Genomic DNA, 19842 nt, shown 5'->3' on the forward strand with positions numbered 1-19842 from the left:
CTTCTTTTACTCATTCTTTAATAACATAATATCTGGAACCCAAGTTTTACGAACTTTGTCAAACTTATAAATTGCTTTAGTAACGCTATCTTTTTGAACACGAAGGTCTTGTGACTCATCTGCATCAGGCAAATCAAGGAATCCACCATGCAAAACACCGATTTCCCATTCATCTTTTGTTAACGAATGAGTTGGAATGTTAGATAAAACGTCATCGATACTTCTAATAAAATCTGTACTATTCGATTCTACCATTGATTCAATTTCAGACAATTTAAAAGTTTGGCTCAATTCATATCCTGCACTTTTCGTTCTTGTTAGTTGTGACATAAAAGCTGGGAAACCTAATTGTTCACCAAATTCAACGGCTAAAGTTCTGACATATGTCCCTTTTGAACATCTTACGTGAAAACGGACTTTCTGTTGACCAAGCTTTTCGTCAAACTCTGGATCACCTAACAAATAAAAATCATATATCGTAATGGTCCGTTCAGGCCGTTCAACCTCAATGCCCGCACGTGCATACTCATACAATTTTTTACCATTTACTTTTACCGCAGAAAACATTGGAGGAATTTGCGTAATTTCTCCTGTCATGCTCTTGAAAGTCTTATTCAATTCTTCAATTGAAACTGGCGCATCCAATTTGGTTGTTTTTACGGTTTCACCTTCACGATCTTCAGTAGTGGTAGATCTGCCTAAAGTAATTTCACCCTCATATTCTTTGGGTGAATTAGTTAATCGGTTTACTAATTTTGTTGCCTGACCAACGCAAATCGGCAAAACTCCGTCTACAAGTGGATCCAAGGTCCCAGTATGACCGATTTTTTTAGTCTTTAAAACTTTTCGCAGAACATATACGTAATCGGAACTAGTTTTTCCAATTTCTTTGTTTAAAGGAACTACACCATTCATAATTTATCTCCACATACAAAAATTACACCTAATCAGCATTTGCAATTAGATGTAATTTTATAATATTTAATTAACGATTTTGTTCGTCTTGATGTAACTTAGCAATTAATTTATCAATCTTTTCACCATAGCGAATTGATTGGTCTTGTTTAAACTCAAGTTCAGGAACTTTGTACAAAGTAAGTCTTGAACCTAATTCTCCACGAATTAATCCCTTAGCTTTATCGAGAACCATTTGAGTTTTTTCGACATCACTAGCCTTTTCAGACAGAATGCTGTAATAAATAGTGGCCTGTTGTAAGTCACCAGTCATTTCAACACCAGTTACGGTGACTCCTTGAACTCTAGGATCACGAACACGTTTAAGTAAAATATCATTTACTTCTTTTTGAATTTCTTGTTCAACTCTACCAATACGATGTTTCATAATTTCATCTCCTATTTGACAGGAACTTCTTCCATCACATAGGCTTCGATTTCGTCGCCAATCTTGATGTCGTTGTAATTTTCGATTGTTACACCACACTCAAAGCCTGACTTAACTTCTTTAACGTCATCTTTGAATCGTTTAAGTGAAGCAAGTTTGCCTTCATAGACAACAATACCATCTCTGATAAGTCTTACACCACTATCACATGTGATACTACCACTATTCACGATACATCCGGCAATTGTACCAATCTTAGAAACATTGTATGTTTCACGAACTGTAAGATTACCAGTAACTTTTTCTTCGTAAACAGGTTCAAGCATACCCTTCATAGCAGCTGTAACTTCGTCAATTGCTTGATAGATAACTCGATGCAATCTGATATCAACGTTTTCTTCCTTAGCTTGAGTTCTAGCTTGAGCTGTAGGACGAACGTTAAATCCAATAATGATTGCGTTTGAAGCAGAAGCCAAGTTAACATCACTTTCAGTAATGGCACCTACAGCTTGATGAATGATGTTAACTCTAACACCTTCAACATCAATCTTCTTCAAACTTCCGGCAATGGCTTCAGCAGAACCTTGAACATCGGCTTTAATAATAATGTCGACAGTCTTAAGTTCCCCTTCTTTCATTGTTTCAAACAAGTTATCTAATGTAACAGGATTTGTGTTTTGACGTTCTTTTTGAAGAGCACGACTAGCACGTTCTTCACCAGCTGCACGAGCTGTCTTTTCATCATCAAAGACAACGAACTTATCAGCTGATTCAGGAACATCATTCAAACCTGTAATTTCGACTGGTTGTGATGGTAAAGCCTTTTTAACTTCTTTACCATGGTCATTTGTCATAGTTCTGACACGACCAAATGTATTACCTACAACAACTGGATCTCCAACATGTAGAGTTCCTTGTTGTACTAATAGTGAAGCAACAGGTCCACGTCCCTTATCCAACTTAGCTTCGATAACAGTACCAACAGCTTTTTGATCAGGGTTAGCTTTCAATTCCAAAACATCAGCTTCAAGGTTGATCATTTCTAGTAATTGGTCAATGTTTGTACCTTGTTTAGCAGAAATATTAACAAAGATTGTATCTCCACCATAATCTTCTGGAATTAAATCATATTCCATCAATTGTTCTGTAACATGTTGTGGATTTGCACCTGGCTTATCAATCTTATTAACAGCAACGATAATAGGATCATTTGCAGCTTTGGCGTGGTTGATAGCTTCAATAGTCTGTGGCATAACACCATCGTCAGCCGCAACAACTAGGACAACGATATCGGTAATATCAGCACCACGAGCACGCATGTTTGTAAATGCAGCATGTCCTGGAGTATCCAAGAATGTAATTAACTTATCTTGAAGTCTTACTTGATAAGCACCGATATGTTGAGTAATACCACCAGCTTCACCAGCTGTAACGTGTGTATGTCTCAAATGATCTAGTAATGTAGTTTTACCATGATCAACGTGTCCCATGATAGTAACAACTGGAGGTCTAGGAATAAGATTCTCTTGATTCTTAGTTTCAGCTTCAAAGTATTGATCAATATCAGCGATATCTTCTTCAATCTTCTCATCTGATTCAATACCGTAATCAGTTGCCAAAAGTTCGATAGTATCCTTATCGAGAGATTGGTTTTGGTTGATCATGATACCAAGCATAAATAGTTTCTTAACGATTTCAGCTGGTTCACGATGCAAAATCTTACCTAAGTCTTGAGCATTCATACCAACTGTATAAACAAGTGTTTCTGGTAATGGACGTTCTTTTCTAGCTGGCATAACCTTCTTTGGTTCATTGCTACGTTGACGTTGTTGTCTCTTTCTTTCCTTCTTCTTCTTACGAGAACCGAATGGATTTGCGAGATTCGTCTTGTGACCAAAGTTACGGTTTGGTGTTGCTGCTGGCTTCTTGTATTCTGCCTTTGGAACTTCTACCTTTTTAGTTGGAGTAGCTTTAGCGGTTGTAGTTGCCTTTGCAGCCGTATTATTTGTATTAGGCCTTGAATTGTTATTGTTGTTACGTCTGTTATCGTTTGGACGATTATTAGGACGGTTATTGTTTGAACGGTTATTGCTTCCGTTCGTGTTATTATTACGTCTATTTGTTGAAGGACGGTTAGTTACACGACTAGCATCTTGGATGTTTGTCTTGTACTTATCTAGATATTTGTTTCCGGCACTTTGTCTAGGTCTTGGAGCTTGTGACGTAGTTTGATCACGTCTAACATTGTTGTTACGACGGTCACGTGATTGGAAACTTCTATTGTTGTTTGGTCTGTTGTTATTGCTGTTATTATTGTTCGAGCCGTTATTGTTTGAACGGTTTTGATTATTATTAGGTCTGTTATTACTGTTGTTACTATTTGGACGTGCATTATTCGTTGGACGATTATTTGCATTTCCGTTGTGATTGTTGTTGTTATGACTTTGATTATTGTTATTGTGATTATTGTGTTCAAAGTGTCCACGGTTATTCTTGCCAGGATCTCTTCTTACAGCAGTAATCTTAATCTTAGTCTTGTGACTACCATCAGCAGAACCTGTCTTTTCCTTAGATTCAGGCTTGGCGTTTGAAACATGCTTTGTTTCAGGCTTAGCTTGAGCTTTTGGTTGAGGTTTTGCTTGTGCAGGCTTAGCGGCTGGTTTATTTGCATTTGCAGGTTTAGCAGCGGGCTTTCCACCTTTGAGTGAAGCAACAATCTTCTTTTCAGTACTTTCGTCAACAGATGCCATATGGTTCTTAACATCTAGACCTAATTTAGCGGCAACATCTAATACAGCTTGATTCTCGACACTATTTTCTTTCGCAATAGTATAGATTCTTTTTTTGGCCATCCTATCACACTCCTTATTTTTGCATAATTTCTTTTAACCTTCTAGCAATTCCAGTATCAGTTATACCCATAACTTTCCTATCCTTACCAATTGATTTTTTTAATTCTTCGCTTGTAAAACTCTCAATTAAAACCACATTATAAAAATCAGTTTTATCTGTTAAAGTCTTTTTTGTTCGAGCACTACAGTCACTAGCCATTATAACCAATTTTACAGTATTGTCACGAACTCCTTGTAAAGTAAAATCTGTTCCAGTTACTATTTTACCAGCCCTAACGGCAATTCCTAGGAAATTTAAGAATTCATTTTTCAATGTTTCTTACCTAAATCGCCGAACAAGTCCATTCTGGCCTTTTGGTGATCAACAAAGTCAAACAGTTCATCGTAAAAATCAGGTGAAACTTTCTTTGAGAAAACCTTTTCTAAAACTTTTTTTGATTTTGCTTCTTTAATTGCATCTGGATCTAAACCAACGTATGCGCCTCTACCAGATTTTTTCCCAGTAGGGTCGATGGAGATATTACCTTCTTTATCTCTCACTATTCTTACCATTTCACGTTTTGGAAACATTTTATCGGTGAGAATATCTTTGCGCATTGGAACTTTTCGAGTTGCCATTTCCATCTCCCCCTTTTTTATTCTTCTGAGTCAGAATTTGCTTGTGTATCAGAATCATTATCGCTTGAATCATTAGTATCAGTTGAATCGATATCATCTATATCAACATCTTGATCATTGTCATCAACAAACTCAACTTGTGATTCTGGCTTAATATCAATCTTGTAACCAGTTAGTTTAGCAGCAAGACGTGCATTTTGACCCTTTTTACCAATTGCCAATGACAAGTGATAGTCAGGAACAATTACCATGCATTGTTGTTTATCGTCATCGTCGAATTGAACTGCGATTACTTCTGCAGGATTAAGTGCGTTTGCAATGTAGTCAACTGGATCATCAACATAAGGAACAACATCGATGTTTTCACCATTTAATTCATCAACAACTGCTTGAACACGTGAACCCTTTGGTCCAACACATGTACCGACTGGATCGATATCAGGATTATCAGATTTTACAGCAATCTTTGTTCTATCACCAGCTTCACGGGCAATTGAAACAATTTCTACTGTTCCATCATAAATTTCAGGAACCTCTTGTTCGAATAATCTCTTAACTAAACTTGGATCTGTTCTTGAAACAAACACTTGAGGTCCTTTAGTAGCATTTTCAACTTTTGTAACATACACACGAACACGGTCACGTGGATTGTATGTTTCATTAGGCATTTGATCTGACTTAGCCATAACAGCTTCAATTTTACCAAAGCTAATATAAACAAATCTGCTATCACTACGTTCTACGATACCTTGAATAATCTCGTGTTCGTACTGACTATATTCATTATAAATGATATCGCGTTCAGCTTCACGAACTCGTTGCATAATTACTTGTTTTGCTGTTTGAGCAGCAATACGTCCGAAATCTTTTGGAGTAACCTCATCACGAATATGATCACCAATCTCATAACCCTTGCTCTTCTTCTGAGCATCTGTTAATGAGATTTCTAAACGATCATCAGCAACTTCTTCAACCACTTCTTTAACAGAATATACATGAATGTTACCTTTTTTTGCATCAAACTCAACTTCAACGTTTTGTGCTTGGTTGTAGTTACGTTTATAGGCGGCAACTAATGCAGCTTCAAGCGATTCAATAACATATTCTTTCTTAATACCTTTTTCAGTTTCCAATGCATCCAATGCATCAACCATTTCTTTTGTCATGCTATTCTCCTTAGAATTCTATCGCAAGTCGAATTTTTGCAATTTTGTCTCTTTTAATAATTACTTGCTTTTTAATATTTTTAACTTTGTAAGTCATTGTAATTTGATCATCAGTAACTTCATCCAAAGAACCTTCATAAATCTTCTCATTATCAATTTTTTGATAAAGAGAAACATTAACATAAGCACCTTGATAGTTACTTAAATCTTCATCATTTTTGAGCGGACGTTCAGCCCCAGGTGATGAAACTTCTAAATAATAAGCTGGATCAATTGGATCTAGCTCGTCAAGTTTTTCACCATACTCTTCACTGATCAAAGCACAGTCATCGATAGTGATGCCACCCTTTTTATCCGCATAGACACGTAAATACCAGTCTCCACGTTCATGAACAAGTTCTAAATCTACTAGAAAAAAGTCATGTTTTTCCAAAATTGGTTGTAAAATGGCTTTCAATTCATCAGTTTGTGTGTTCAAATCAACCCTCCATAGTATTCGGCAATAAAAAGAGCGAGCATTTCTGCTCACTCATTCACGGTTATTAACTGAAATATAATTTACCATAATTTACTAATAAAAGCAACTAGAACAACGATAATTGGTTTTCATCAGGCATTCCATCAAGTGCATGATTGTCTGACATATATTCAATTACTGTTTTTGAGACCTTTCCTCTAATTGAAAGATCCTCTTTAGACAAGAATGGTTGTTCTTCCCTAGCAGCAACAATTTGCTTAGCAACATTGTCACCCAATCCTGGAATAGCATTAAATGGCGCTAGTAAAGTATGATCATCAATAATTTTGAACTCAAATGCGTCCGATTTTTCCAAATCAACCATTTTTATTCTAAATCCACGTTCAATACATTCATTAGCAATCTCAAGTACTGTTAACAAATTCTTTTCCTTAGTTGAAGCTTCCATACCCTTACTATTAATTTCTTGCATGGCATTTTTGACTGCTTCTTTACCCGAAGTCATTGCTACCAAATCATAATCATCAGCACGTACTGACATGTACGCACTGTAGTAATAAAGTGGGTAATGAACTTTAAAGTAAGCAATTCTTAGAGCCATTAAAATATAAGCTGTAGCATGGGCTTTAGGGAACATGTATTTAATCTTAAGACATGATTCAATGTACCAATCAGGCACATCGGCGTCTTTCATTGCTTGTTTCCATTCATCTGGAATACCACGCCCTTTACGAACATGCTCCATTATTTGGAATGCAATTTGTGAATCCATACCGTAGTGGATTAAATCCATCATAATGTTATCACGACAACCGATAACATCTTTCAAAGTTACGACGCCTTTGTCAATTAATTCTTCGGCGTTCCCTAACCAAACATCAGTACCATGTGACAACCCAGAAATTTGGAGGAGTTCAGCGAATGTGGTTGGATGAGTTTTCTCCAACATTCCACGAACAAAACGAGTACCAAATTCTGGAACTCCAAGAGTACCAGTCTTTGAAAATATTTGTTCTGGCGTAACACCAAGAGCTTCGGTACCAGAGAACAATGACATAACTTCTTTATCATCGACTGGAATGGTCAAAGGATCAATTCCTGACAAATCTTGAAGTGTACGAATCATCGTAGGATCATCATGTCCAAGAATATCAAGTTTCAAAATATTATCATGAATCGAATGGAAGTCAAAATGAGTCGTCTTCCAGGCTGCATTTTGATCATCAGCAGGGAACTGAATTGGAGTGAAATCAAAGATGTCCATGTAATCAGGAACAACAATAATTCCGGCAGGATGTTGACCAGTTGTACGTTTAACACCAGTCGAACCCATTGCTAGCCTTTCCTCTTCAGCTTTCCTAATTTGTAAGCCGGTTGTTTCCTCATAGTTTTTAACATATCCAAATGCTGTTCTATCAGCAATAGTACCAATGGTTCCGGCACGGAACACGTGATCTTCCCCAAACAATACTTTTGTATAGTTATGGGCAACTGGTTGGTAATCACCTGAGAAGTTTAAATCGATATCAGGAACCTTATCACCTTTGAAACCTAAGAAAGTTTCGAAGGGAATATCTTGTCCATCTTTTAATAGATCAGTACCACATTTAGGACACTTCTTATCGGGTAAATCAAATCCAGAACCAACTTCACCTTTTGTGAAAAATTCCGAATATTTACATTTAGGACAACGATAATGTGGTGCCAGAGGATTGACCTCAGTAATACCTGTCATTGTTGCAACGAAACTTGATCCGACCGAACCACGAGAACCAACCAAGTACCCATCTTTATTTGATTTAAAAACCAAACGTTGTGAGATTAAATAAATAACTGAGAATCCGTTACCAATAATACTTTTTAATTCTTTATCCATACGTTCCTGGACAATTTCAGGTAACGGATCACCATACAATTCATGGGCTTTATTCAAGGTAAGATTCTTAATTTCATCCTCAGCACCCTCCATTTTAGGAGTGTACAAACGATCCTTCACAGGTGAAAGATCATCAAGTGAATCAATTATTTTTTGCGGATTATCAACAATAATTTCATTTTCGATATCATCGTCTAAAAACGAGAATTCATCAAACATTTCGTTAGTTGTTCTAAATTGAACATCAGGTAATGCTTGTCTTGCAAGCGGATTTCCTTTGACAGCTTTAACGACGATTTCACGATAAACTTTGTCTGATGGGTCCAAATAATGCACATCTCCCGTAGCAACAACAGGTTTATCAATTTCTTTTCCCAATTTAACTATGTTTGAAACTATTTCTTCCAGTGATTGTTCATCTTTAACAATTTTTGAATCGATCAGATGTTGATAAACAGGTTTTGGCATGACTTCCAAGTAATCATAATATTGAGCAACCTCACGGGTCTCGTCATAACCTTTTTGCATCATGGTATTAAAAACTTCACCATCTTTACATGCAGAACCAACAATAATTCCCTCACGGTACTTATTTAACAATCGTCTTGGAACTCTAGCAGTGCGGTAGAAATATTGTGTCATTCCATACGACACGATTTTAAACATATTTTTCAAACCTGCTTGCGTCTTGGCCAATAAAATGGCATGACTAGGTCTAGCTTGTTTATATGCTTCTTCACCACCAACATTATCATTCAGTTGAGAAACGTTATTAGTGCCAAATTTATTTTCTAGTTCCTCAAACAACTTATACATCAAGTAACCTGTGGTCTCAGCATCAGAATCCGCACGGTGATGATGTTCCAAAACAATGTTGTATTTCTTCGCTAATGAATCAAGTTTGTGATTTCGATATTCAGAATGAAGAGTTCTTGAAAGCTCCAATGTGTCAACAACTGGCATCGATAAACGTGGATGACCTTGACGAGTTAAGGCAGCATTCATAAATCCCATATCAAAAGTTACGTTGTGACCGACTAAAATATCATCACCAACGAAATCCATAAATTTATCAATAATTGCTTTCTCATCAGGTGCATTTTCAACCATCTCAGTTGTGATACTTGTCAAATTAGTAGTTATTTCTGATAAAGGATGACCAGGGTTGATGAACTCGTCAAATCTGTCAACGACCTCCCCATCTTTCATTTTGGTAGCACCAATTTCAATCATGGAATCATAGACAGCTGAAAGACCAGTTGTTTCAGTATCGAAAATAACATACTCTGAGCCTTCTAATGCTTGATCTTTTAAGTTATAAGCAATCGGATTACCTTCATCAACTAAGTCAACTTCAACGCCATAAGCAATTTTAACCCCAAATTTCTGCCCAGCAGCATAAGCCTCTGGAAATGCTTGTAGTGCACGATGGTCAGTAATTGCAATCGCAGGTTGCCCCCATTCACTTGCACGTTTAACAAGTGCGGTTGCACTAGGGATTGCATCCATTTGACTCATATTTGTATGAGCATGTAATTCAATTCGCTTGTGGCCCTCTTCGGCGGTATCGTGTCTACCCTCATGTTTAATGATATTGATATCATTAGCCATAATAACTAATTCACGTGAGAAGTTATCTTCCTGAACATTACCACGAACTCTAATCCAAGCACCCTTATCTAGTCCCTCGAAGAATAATTCATCATCTTCCCCGTTAGAAAACTTCTTGATACTGAATGATGAAGTATAATCTGTAACTTTTAGAATTAAAAGGGAACGACCAGACTTTAGTTTGCGGACATCTAAATCAAAAATATATCCCTCAACAACTTTGTTTCTGTCTTCTTCAACAATATCAACCATCTGAGCAATTGGGGCATCATCCGGTATTTTTTTACCAACACGTTTTACATTGGCACTAGCGGGTTTTTTAGCTTTTTTCTCACTAACTTCCTTAGCCTTGGTCTGAAAAACTTTTTCCTTTTCCGCATTTGCTGTTTTAAGTTCTTCAATTTTCTCTTGTGATTTTGCCTCATCAACATTGCAACGAATCTTAAAACTTGGAAATCCCAAATTACTATATTCATTTTGGATACCAGAGATTATCTCGCCATTCATAAAATCGACAAGGAAACCATTAGATACAGTTAGGAAAACTTGTCCGTTTTCAAAGTGTGGTGGATTCTCGGTCATAAGTTTTGAAACAACTGGAGAATTAAGCTCTGCGTGACTAAGTACATATTTCCAATATTCATGTACTAAATTTTCATCAAGAGTTGCATTTGGAACTGATATTTCAAAATCAACATTGGCAATATCTTTAAACCCGTTGTTCAAAGCTTCATTAAATATTTGAAAATCATTAAATGGCAATATGCTATTAAACTCAAAAAAGAAAGTCCATCTTTTTGATTGCTTATGGACTTCCACTTTTTTGAGTTTGGCATTATCAAACAAATCACTGTCCGGTAATACGTTTTCTAATTTAATTTGTTTTATCAGAATTTTGAATAAATCTTGATTATCTGACATATTTCACCCTTCATAAATAAAAAAGGCTTAAGCCTCATTCCTGATTCTTAAGCAAGATTTTTACTGAATTTATTAATTCATCTTTATTTACTTCAATTGTTTCGCCAGTTTTTCTGAGTTTAAGTTCAACAATTGAATCAGCTGCTTTTTTACCAACTGTAATTCTAATTGGCATACCAATAAGATCTGAGTCAGCAAATTTAACACCCGCACGTTCGTTTCTGTCATCTAGTAAGACATCATAACCTTCGTTTTTCAACAAGTCTACAATTTCATCACTAAGTTTCTTTTGTACGTCATCCTTATATTTAATAGGTACAACGTGTACTTGATAAGGTGCTAAGTTAACTGGCCAAACGATACCATTTTCATCATTGTGTTGTTCAATGATAGCTGATAACAATCTCGAAATACCAATACCATAACTACCCATAATAATAGGCTGAGATTTACCATTTTCATCCAAGAAATTGGCACCCAAGGCGTTTGAGAATTTTGTTCCTAATTTAAAGATATGTCCAATCTCAATACCTCTGGTAAATTTAATCGTTCCTTTACCATCAGGAGATTGCTCTCCTTCTTTAACAGTACGAACATCTTTAAATTCTGGCTTTTCATCACCAAGGTCTTCAAAGTTTGCATTGATGAAGTGACTATCAGCTTTGTTTGTACCTAATACAAAGTTATCTAATCCTTCAAGAGAACTATCATAAATGACGGTGATATCAGTCGTATCCATACCCTTAGGACTAATGAAACCAGGTACACTATGGAATACATCGGTAACCTCTTCAGCTGTGGCTTCATTTAAGAAATCAGCACCTAAAATATTTTTAAGCTTAATATCATTTACTTGGTAGTCGCCACGAATCATGACCAACACTGGCTTTTCATCGGCCATATATGCAACAGCCTTCATAATTCTTGAAGAGTTCACGTCAAGAAGCTGTGACAATGCATCAATGGTATGAACATTTGGAGTATCCACTTCTTCAATTTGTTTATGCTCTTCAGCAGGTAATTTTTCAATTTTACTTGCAGCCATTTCTAAGTTAGCTGAATAATCACTTGCATCAGAATAAGCTATTGTATCTTCACCTATACCAGCAATAGCAGAGAATTCTTTTGAATCTGTACCACCCATTGCTCCAGCATCACCGATAATTACACGATAATTTAAACCGAAAGCATCAAAGATATTACGATATGCAACTTCCATTTTATTGAAAATAACATCGAGCTGTTCTTTGTTAGCGGTAAATGAATAAGCGTCCTTCATGTAAAATTCTCTTCCACGAAGCAGACCATTACGTGGACGATCTTCATCACGATACTTAGCTTGCATTTGATAAAGAACGATTGGCAATTTCTTGTAACTGTTCAAATTTTCTTTTACGACGCTCGTAAAAGTTTCTTCATGTGTAGGTCCTAAAATAAATTCACGATCATGACGATCCTTGAACTTAAATAAGTTATCACCATAAGTCTCGTAACGTCCGCTTTCCTTCCACAAATCTGCTGGCAAGATAGCTGGCATTCTCATTTCAACAGCATCTACATTTTCCATTTCCTTACGCATTTTGGCTTCAATTTTTCTAATAACACTCCATGCTAAAGGTAAGAAAGTATAGGCTCCTGCTGCCACTTGTCTAATGTATCCTGCACGCAACATTAACTGATGACTAATTGCCTCAGCGTCAGACGGTGTCTGCTTAAGTGTTGGAATATACATACGAGATTGTTTCATTATTGGTAAAATCCCCCTATTTTATAAAGAATCTTTGAATATCGTTCCACGTAACTGCGACCATTAATACTACTAAAATACCTACCCCGATTAATGATACAACAGTCTCATATTGCTCTGGAATTGGCTTTCTTCTGATTGCCTCGATTATGTTCATAACAATTTTCCCACCATCAAGTGCTGGAATCGGAATCAAGTTAACAATACCTAGATTCAGCGACAACATTGCCATAAACTGAATTACCGTAATAACTCCCATCGATGCAGCTTGGGATGTCATGGAATAAATACCAACCGGTCCAGCCAATTGATTGATGTTAAATCCACCCGTAAGCATTTTACCTAATTGAGAAAAAATGGCTTGAGTGGTTTGAATACTAGATGTGAAACCAAATTTGAATTTTGCACCTAAACTGTAATCTCTCTGACTCTGAACACCAAGCATTCCATATTTTTGCCCATTACTTTTTTGAGTTTTAGGGACAACAGATACAGATCTCGTATTCCCATGAGATTTTACAGTAAGATCTATTTTCTTTCCTGGATTCTTTTGAATTGCTGTAGCAAGTTCCATCCAGTTGCTGGTTTTATTCCCATTAACTTTAGTGATAATATCATTTTCTTTCAGCCCTGCTTGTTGAGCAACACTGTCTTTTTGTATCACACCTAATTGATTAGAATTAGTAGAAACTGATCCCATCATAAAAGCAGCAAGGATTGAACAAAGGATTGCTAGCACAAAATTATTAAATGGACCAGCAAAGTTAGTTATCATTCTCTTCCAGACGGAAACAGATTGAAGTTGAACATCACGTGGCGCAATTTGAACTTCTGTACCGTCGTCTTCGACAATCGTTGCATCGTGATCAACATCAAATCTCTTTGTTTCAGATTCATCACCATTTTCAAAACCTTCAATGAATAATTCATCGACTAAATCGGCCTTGGAAATTTGTACCGGAACAGCATTGGCCTCATAAACCTTGCTAGAGATAATTATCTTCGTGACCTTATTATTTTCGCCCACAACTAAAGAAGACATGGTACCTGGCTTTATCTCAGAATCATCGTCTTGAGCTCCAGCCATTCGGACGTAACCTCCGAGAGGTAACAATCTTAAGGTATATGTCGTACTATTTTTTCTGTACGCCACAATTTTCGGACCCATTCCGACTGAAAATTCACGTACTAAAATTCCTGATTTTTTGGCAGCGTAGTAATGTCCAAACTCATGAACAATCACCAGAATACCAAAAACTATTATAAATGTTATTATCGCGGTCATTTTAACCTCCACGAAGCGATTAGACTAAACCAAAAATGTGTAACATTGGCAAAACAATTAGCATACTATCAAATCTGTCCAAAATACCACCGTGGCCTGGCAAAATGTTACCTGAATCTTTGACTTTATAGAATCGTTTATATGCTGACTCTATTAAATCTCCGATTTGACCAAATGCAGAAAGGACAAATGCAATCATCAACATATTAACCATTGGATACTTTTGAGGTACAAAAATCATATAAATTCCGGAAAAAATAAGTGCACAAATCACTCCAGCAATTGTACCTTCCCAGGTTTTATTGGGACTGATTGCGGGCCATAACTTGTGTTTTCCAATCTTTCTACCAAATGTATATGCAAAAATATCAGTTGACCATACAACTATTAAAGCAAATAACAACAGTCCAAGGCCAGCTTTTGAATTTCTTACTGATGCTAAGTAGTGGAAACCAATTCCAACATAAACCATGGTAATAGCTGAAATTGCAGCATCTTCAAAATTAAATTTATTCTTCGAGAAAACTGTAACCATAAGAAGTAGAACCACAAAAACATACAAAAGATCTAACCTATTAAAACTATCTGGCATCCATCCTTTATAAAAATTAATGGGAACTGCAAGTGCAAGTGTACCTAATATTGTAATCACAAAATCAATTGAAACGATTATACGCTTACGCATAATGTATATCTCAAATACACCAACCATCGATAAAGCAGCTGCAGCAATTTCAAGCCAAATTCCACCCGCAAGCAGAATTGGGATAAAAATTGCAAGTGCAATAACTGCTGTTATAACACGTTGTCTCATAATTTTCCCCCAAATTGTTAAACAGAACCAAACCTTCGGTCTCTGTCATTGAAAATCTTTATATCATTAACCAAATCATCAGATGTGTAATCCGGCCAATAGGCATCATTAAACACCATCTCAGTATACGCCATTTGCCACAATAAGAAGTTAGAAATGCGCTCCTCACCACTAGTTCTAATTAACAAATCAGGATCTGCATATTGTCCAAGCACACTTGTAAATAATTCTTTTGAAAAGGTCTCTTCAGTAATAGTGGCTGGATCAATTTCACCTGCAGCGGCTTTTTCAGCAATTAACTTAGTAGCGTTAAGGATCTCAGCTCTACCACCATAATTAAAGGCAAAGTTCAAAATCATACCAGTATTATCTTTAGTATCATTCATTGCCTTATCAACAACTTTTCGCGTTTTGAATGGTAAATTATCTTTGAATCCTGTTATGACGACACGAATGTTTTCTTTAATCAAATCCGGCATAAAAATACCAAAAAAATCAACTGGTAATTTCATTAAAAAGTTGACTTCGGTACTTGGTCTATCCCAGTTTTCAGTAGAAAAAGCGTATAAGCTCAATACCTTTACTCCTAGATGACTAGCTGTGGTAGCGATACGTTTGACATTGTTCATGCCTTCTTTATGACCAGCAATACGTGGTTGGCCACTTCTCTTTGCCCAACGGCCATTTCCATCCATGATTATTGCAATATGATTTGGCACTCTTAAATCTGTTTTCTGCCCATCAATATTCTTTTCTGTCATAGTTAAATCGTTCCAAAGGCTTATCCTTCGGTGATTTCCTTTTCTTTTGCTTCTGCAAGTTTGTTAATACGATCAACAGCATCATCAGTGACTTTTTGAATTAGTTTTTCAATATCATGGTAGTCATCTTCAGAAATATCCGTTTTCTTCAATTGCTTTTTGATAGAATCCATACCTTCACGACGGACATTTCTAACAGCAACACGTGCGTCTTCTGCTTCTTTACCAACCTTCTTGGCAATTTCTTGTCTACGTTCACCAGTTAGTTGAGGAATTACTAAACGAATAACGTCCCCATCATTTGCTGGGTTCAATCCCAAATCAGAGGAATTGATACCATGTTCAATATCATCAAGTGCAGTTTTATCGTAAGGTGTAATCAATAGGACACGAGCTTCAGGAATGTTAATAGAAGCAACTTGGTTAAGAGGTACTTCTGTTCCATAATACTGAACTTTTACATTACTCAAGATTGATGCATTAGCTTTTCCTGCACGGATGTTGGCCAATTCTCTATTTAATACATCAATAGAGTTATTCATTTTTTCTTTTGAAGTTGAAATAGCAATATTCTCACTCATTTATTTTGTACCACCCTTAATGATTGTACCGATGTTATCACCTTGTACAACCTTTCTAATATTTTCTGGCTTGTTCAAGTTAAATACAATCAATGGTATGTTGTTATCCATTGACAATGATGAAGCTGTTGAGTCCATAACTCCAAGATTTTTGTTGATAAGTTCCAATTGCGTTAATTCATCATACTTCTTAGCATTAGGATCTTTTTGAGGATCAGCTGAATAAACACCGTCAACATTATTCTTAGCCATTAAGATTACATCTGCTTCAATTTCTGCGGCTCGTAATACGGCTGTTGTATCTGTAGAGAAGTATGGATTACCAGTACCACCAGCAAAAATCACTACACGGCCTTTCTCTAAGTGTCTAACAGCTTTTCTTCGAATGTATGGCTCAGCTACCTGACGCATCTCAATTGAAGTCTGAACGCGAGTTGGAACGTCTAACTGCTCAAGTCCATCTTGTAATGCTAGACCATTCATTACAGTTGCCATCATACCCATATAATCTGCTTGGGCACGATCCATTCCCATTTCAGCACCAGTTTCACCACGCCAAATATTTCCACCACCACAAACAATGGCAATTTGAACACCTAGATCGTGGATACTTTTAATTTGCTCTGCTACTTGTTTTATTACGGGCGGATTGATTCCAAACCCTTTATCTCCGGCCAATGCTTCGCCAGATACTTTAAGAATTACTCGATTGTATTTAATTTCAGGCATAAGTGCGCTCCTTTAATTTTGCTATTAAACATTTTACCATATAATCATATGAAATTTTTAAGTTTACCAATCTTTAATGATACACGAAAACTGCTTTGTATAAAAGAATATAGCTAAAAAACTGTAAAAGAAAAGACCACCTAATTCACCAGAATTAAGCAGTCCCCAAAATAAAAACTATTTCATTTGATTTTTAACTTCTTCAGCAAAATCTTCCTTAGGCTTTTCGATACCTTCGCCAACTTCATAGCGAACGTAATCAACAAGCTTGCTGTTCTTTGATTCAACAAATTGTTGAACTGTCATGTCAGAGTCCTTAACAAACTCTTGATCAGCCAAACTAATTTCTGAAAGGAACTTGTTTACACGACCCTCAACGATACGAGGGATAATCTTTTCAGGTTTGCCTTCAGCTTTTGTTTCTTCAGTGAAGATCTTCTTTTCATGTTCAAGTACATCACTAGGAACACTGTCACGATCAATGTAACTAGGATTTACGGCTGCAACGTGCATAGCAACGTCTTTAGCAGCTTCTTCATCTGAACCTTCAAGAATTGTAACAGCAGCAATTAAACCACCATTATGTAGGTATGAACCGAATACTTGTGAATCTGTCTTGTCGAGAACTTTGAAACGTCTCAAAGTAATCTTCTCACCAATAACAGCAGTAAGACCAGTTACAGCATCATTGATAGTTCCTTCTGAAACTTTAAGTGCAAGTGCTTCGTCCATATTCTTTGGTTCATTTTCAACGATAGCTTTACCAATCTCGTTTACAAGATTTTTGAACTTATCGTTTGATGAAACGAAGTCAGTTTCAGAGTTAACTTCAATAACGGCAGCCTTGTTGCCAGAGATTTCGATATGTGCCAAACCTTCAGCAGCAATACGATCACCCTTCTTGGCAGCTTTAGCGATACCCTTTTCACGAAGTTCGTCGATAGCTTTTTGCATATCTCCGTCAGTAGATACTAAAGCTTTTTTAGCATCCATCATACCAACACTTGTCTTATCACGTAATTCTTTAACTTGAGCAGCAGTAATTTTAGCAGCCATTAAATATCCTCCAGTCAGAAAGAAAGTCACCTTTTCAGATGACTAACAAATCTAAATTATTTATTATCGTTAGCAGTTTCATTATCAGCGTTTTCGGCTACATTTTCAATTGATTCGCCTTCATTTTTTGCACCATCTTTAGCAAAAACTTCGCTAGATACTGAATCTTCACCTTGTTTACCTTCAACGATAGCATCAGCCATCTTTGAAACAATCAAACGTACGGCACGGATAGCGTCATCGTTTGATGGGATGATAACATCAATATCGTCAGGGTCAGTATTTGTATCAACCATAGCAACGATAGGAATGTTAAGTTTCTTAGCTTCGTTAACAGCAATGTTTTCTTTATGTGAATCAACAATAAACATAACATCAGGAATTCTTGGCATATCTTCGATACCACCAAGGAATTTTTCAAGTTTTGCTTCTTGTTTTTCTAACAAAGCAACTTCTTTCTTAGGAAGACGTTCAAATGTACCGTCTTCTGACATTGCTTTGATTTCCTTTAATCTCTTAATACGTTTTTGGATTGTGTTCCAGTTAGTCAAAGTACCACCTAACCAACGGTGGTTAACATAGTATTGACCAGCACGTGTTGCTTCTTCTTCAATAGCATCTTGTGCTTGTTTCTTAGTACCAACAAACAAGAAGATACCGTCATCACCAGCAACGGCTTTCATATAGTTGTATGCATCATCAATCATGCGTACTGTTTTTTGCAAATCAATGATATAAATACCATTTCTTTGTGTAAAGATGAAAGGCTTCATCTTAGGGTTCCAACGTCTTGTTTGGTGACCGAAATGTACACCGGCTTCAAGAAGTTGTTTCATTGAAATAACTGACATATTTTATGTCCTCCTGGTTTTTTCCTCCACTTAATTCACTTTCAGCTAACACGTATAAACGCACCAATAGCCAAATCATCAAGTGTGTGTATTTGCAATACAAACAAACATTATAGATTATAAAGTCACGGAAATCAATAGTTACCGCCAATTTATTCCATTCATATCCAATAGCTTTTCTTTTTTCATACGGCTTAATTTTTTTATTTCGATTTCTCTTTTCAAAGCTGCCGATTTATCAGTTAATTTTTCAGTATAAAGAAGTTTAACTGGACGCCTTGTTTTTGTATATTTTGCACCTTTACCGCTATTGTGAGTTTTAACTCTCTTATCAACATCATTTGATGTACCTGTATAGAAAGTTCCATCTGCGCATAATAATATATACACGAAATACCCTTTATCATTCATTTAATATATCTTTGGCCTCCTTTGTCAGCTTGTCACCGTCATACATTACTAAATCTGGCAAGACCTCTAGTGCAGCCGATTTAATAGTTTTGATAGCATCTACCAACACTAAATTGGCTATGCTGTCAGTTTGTGTTCTAACAAATCTTATTCTCTTGGGCTGTATCATGTTATTGTTCATTGCAGTCAACAAATCAGAAAGTCTATCCGGACGATAAACCATAAAAATATGAGCATTTTGCTTTAATAAAATCATTGAATTATGTAGTATTTCATTCAAATCAGTTTTGAGCTCGTGCCTTGCAATCGCCAAAACAGGGTTATCTTTTAATTTGGTATCAGATTTAGACTTGAAATATGGTGGGTTACAAACAATAGTATCAACAGTATCGTGGTCAATATATTTTTGAATGTTTTTCAAGTCATCATTAATGGAATAAACTTGTTCAGAAAGATTGTTTTCCTTGATGCTAAGTTTTGCCAAGTCCGCTAATTGCTTTTGTATTTCAACCAGGTAGATTTGAACTGGTGTTTCTGAAGCCAGTGTTAATCCAATTGCACCATTTCCAGAACAAAGATCAACCAACTTACCTTTTTTTGTAGGATTTACAAAATTATAGAGTAGAATTGTATCGAGATTGAATGAATACAGATCTTTATCTTGGTTTATTACAATTCCACTATTTGCTATAATATCTTTTGAGATTTTAGTCATGCTACACCTACTTAATAATTAATAATTG

At 36.2% G+C, this 19842-nt stretch carries 18 protein-coding genes; all 18 read right to left on the reverse strand.

Translation table 11 applies throughout. The annotated features are described in order from the left end of the window. Positions 1 to 6: 6 nt before the first annotated feature. Positions 7 to 915 (reverse strand): tRNA pseudouridine(55) synthase TruB, encoded by a 909-nt coding sequence (gene truB / locus ABM34_RS03185; RefSeq protein WP_048703295.1) that lies wholly within the window; start codon positions 913 to 915, stop codon positions 7 to 9. A gap of 70 nt (positions 916 to 985) precedes the next feature. Next, positions 986 to 1342, reverse strand: coding sequence for a 30S ribosome-binding factor RbfA (gene rbfA, locus ABM34_RS03190; RefSeq protein ID WP_048703297.1), 357 nt, complete (start codon positions 1340 to 1342; stop codon positions 986 to 988). A gap of 11 nt (positions 1343 to 1353) precedes the next feature. Continuing rightward, complete coding sequence (infB, locus tag ABM34_RS03195) at positions 1354 to 4194, reverse strand: translation initiation factor IF-2 (RefSeq protein WP_048703299.1); 2841 nt, start codon at positions 4192 to 4194, stop codon at positions 1354 to 1356. 13 nt (positions 4195 to 4207) lie between these two features. Then, positions 4208 to 4507 (reverse strand): L7Ae/L30e/S12e/Gadd45 family ribosomal protein, encoded by a 300-nt coding sequence (locus tag ABM34_RS03200; RefSeq protein WP_048703301.1) that lies wholly within the window; start codon positions 4505 to 4507, stop codon positions 4208 to 4210. Then, positions 4504 to 4812, reverse strand: a complete 309-nt coding sequence (gene rnpM / locus ABM34_RS03205; protein WP_048703302.1) for an RNase P modulator RnpM — start codon at positions 4810 to 4812, stop codon at positions 4504 to 4506. The genes ABM34_RS03200 and rnpM overlap by 4 nt, the downstream gene beginning before the upstream one ends. A gap of 17 nt (positions 4813 to 4829) precedes the next feature. Then, complete coding sequence (gene nusA, locus ABM34_RS03210) at positions 4830 to 5978, reverse strand: transcription termination factor NusA (protein ID WP_048703304.1); 1149 nt, start codon at positions 5976 to 5978, stop codon at positions 4830 to 4832. 10 nt (positions 5979 to 5988) lie between these two features. Next, a complete protein-coding gene (rimP, locus tag ABM34_RS03215) occupies positions 5989 to 6456 on the reverse strand; it encodes a ribosome maturation factor RimP (RefSeq protein ID WP_048703305.1) in 468 nt (155 codons plus the stop codon). 106 nt (positions 6457 to 6562) lie between these two features. Beyond that, positions 6563 to 10864, reverse strand: coding sequence for a PolC-type DNA polymerase III (locus tag ABM34_RS03220; protein ID WP_048703307.1), 4302 nt, complete (start codon positions 10862 to 10864; stop codon positions 6563 to 6565). Between the two features lie 34 nt (positions 10865 to 10898). After that, positions 10899 to 12611 carry a proline--tRNA ligase gene (locus tag ABM34_RS03225; protein WP_048703309.1) on the reverse strand — a complete coding sequence of 571 codons (1713 nt, stop codon included), beginning with the start codon at positions 12609 to 12611 and terminating at the stop codon, positions 10899 to 10901. Between the two features lie 16 nt (positions 12612 to 12627). Continuing rightward, entirely contained in the window at positions 12628 to 13896 is a 1269-nt protein-coding gene (rseP, locus tag ABM34_RS03230; protein ID WP_048703310.1) for an RIP metalloprotease RseP, read from the reverse strand. A 19-nt stretch (positions 13897 to 13915) separates the two neighbouring features. Continuing rightward, a complete protein-coding gene (locus ABM34_RS03235; protein WP_048703313.1) occupies positions 13916 to 14710 on the reverse strand; it encodes a phosphatidate cytidylyltransferase in 795 nt (264 codons plus the stop codon). A 17-nt stretch (positions 14711 to 14727) separates the two neighbouring features. After that, entirely contained in the window at positions 14728 to 15471 is a 744-nt protein-coding gene (locus ABM34_RS03240) for an isoprenyl transferase (RefSeq protein WP_048703315.1), read from the reverse strand. A gap of 20 nt (positions 15472 to 15491) precedes the next feature. Then, the gene (gene frr, locus ABM34_RS03245; RefSeq protein ID WP_048703318.1) at positions 15492 to 16052 is read right to left on the reverse strand and encodes a ribosome recycling factor; all 561 of its coding nucleotides are present in this window, start codon (positions 16050 to 16052) and stop codon (positions 15492 to 15494) included. Further along, positions 16053 to 16781, reverse strand: a complete 729-nt coding sequence (gene pyrH / locus ABM34_RS03250; RefSeq protein ID WP_048703321.1) for a UMP kinase — start codon at positions 16779 to 16781, stop codon at positions 16053 to 16055. It lies immediately after the preceding gene. Positions 16782 to 16958: 177 nt separating this feature from the next. Continuing rightward, positions 16959 to 17837, reverse strand: coding sequence for a translation elongation factor Ts (gene tsf, locus ABM34_RS03255; RefSeq protein WP_048703323.1), 879 nt, complete (start codon positions 17835 to 17837; stop codon positions 16959 to 16961). A 56-nt stretch (positions 17838 to 17893) separates the two neighbouring features. After that, positions 17894 to 18688, reverse strand: a complete 795-nt coding sequence (gene rpsB, locus ABM34_RS03260) for a 30S ribosomal protein S2 (protein WP_048703326.1) — start codon at positions 18686 to 18688, stop codon at positions 17894 to 17896. A gap of 141 nt (positions 18689 to 18829) precedes the next feature. Continuing rightward, positions 18830 to 19099, reverse strand: a complete 270-nt coding sequence (locus ABM34_RS03265) for a GIY-YIG nuclease family protein (RefSeq protein ID WP_048703328.1) — start codon at positions 19097 to 19099, stop codon at positions 18830 to 18832. After that, positions 19092 to 19814 (reverse strand): tRNA1(Val) (adenine(37)-N6)-methyltransferase, encoded by a 723-nt coding sequence (locus ABM34_RS03270; protein WP_048703330.1) that lies wholly within the window; start codon positions 19812 to 19814, stop codon positions 19092 to 19094. The genes ABM34_RS03265 and ABM34_RS03270 overlap by 8 nt, the downstream gene beginning before the upstream one ends. Between the last annotated feature and the right edge of the window lie 28 nt (positions 19815 to 19842).

It is taken from the genome of Companilactobacillus ginsenosidimutans, assembly GCF_001050475.1.
Classification (GTDB): Bacteria; Bacillota; Bacilli; order Lactobacillales; family Lactobacillaceae; genus Companilactobacillus; species Companilactobacillus ginsenosidimutans.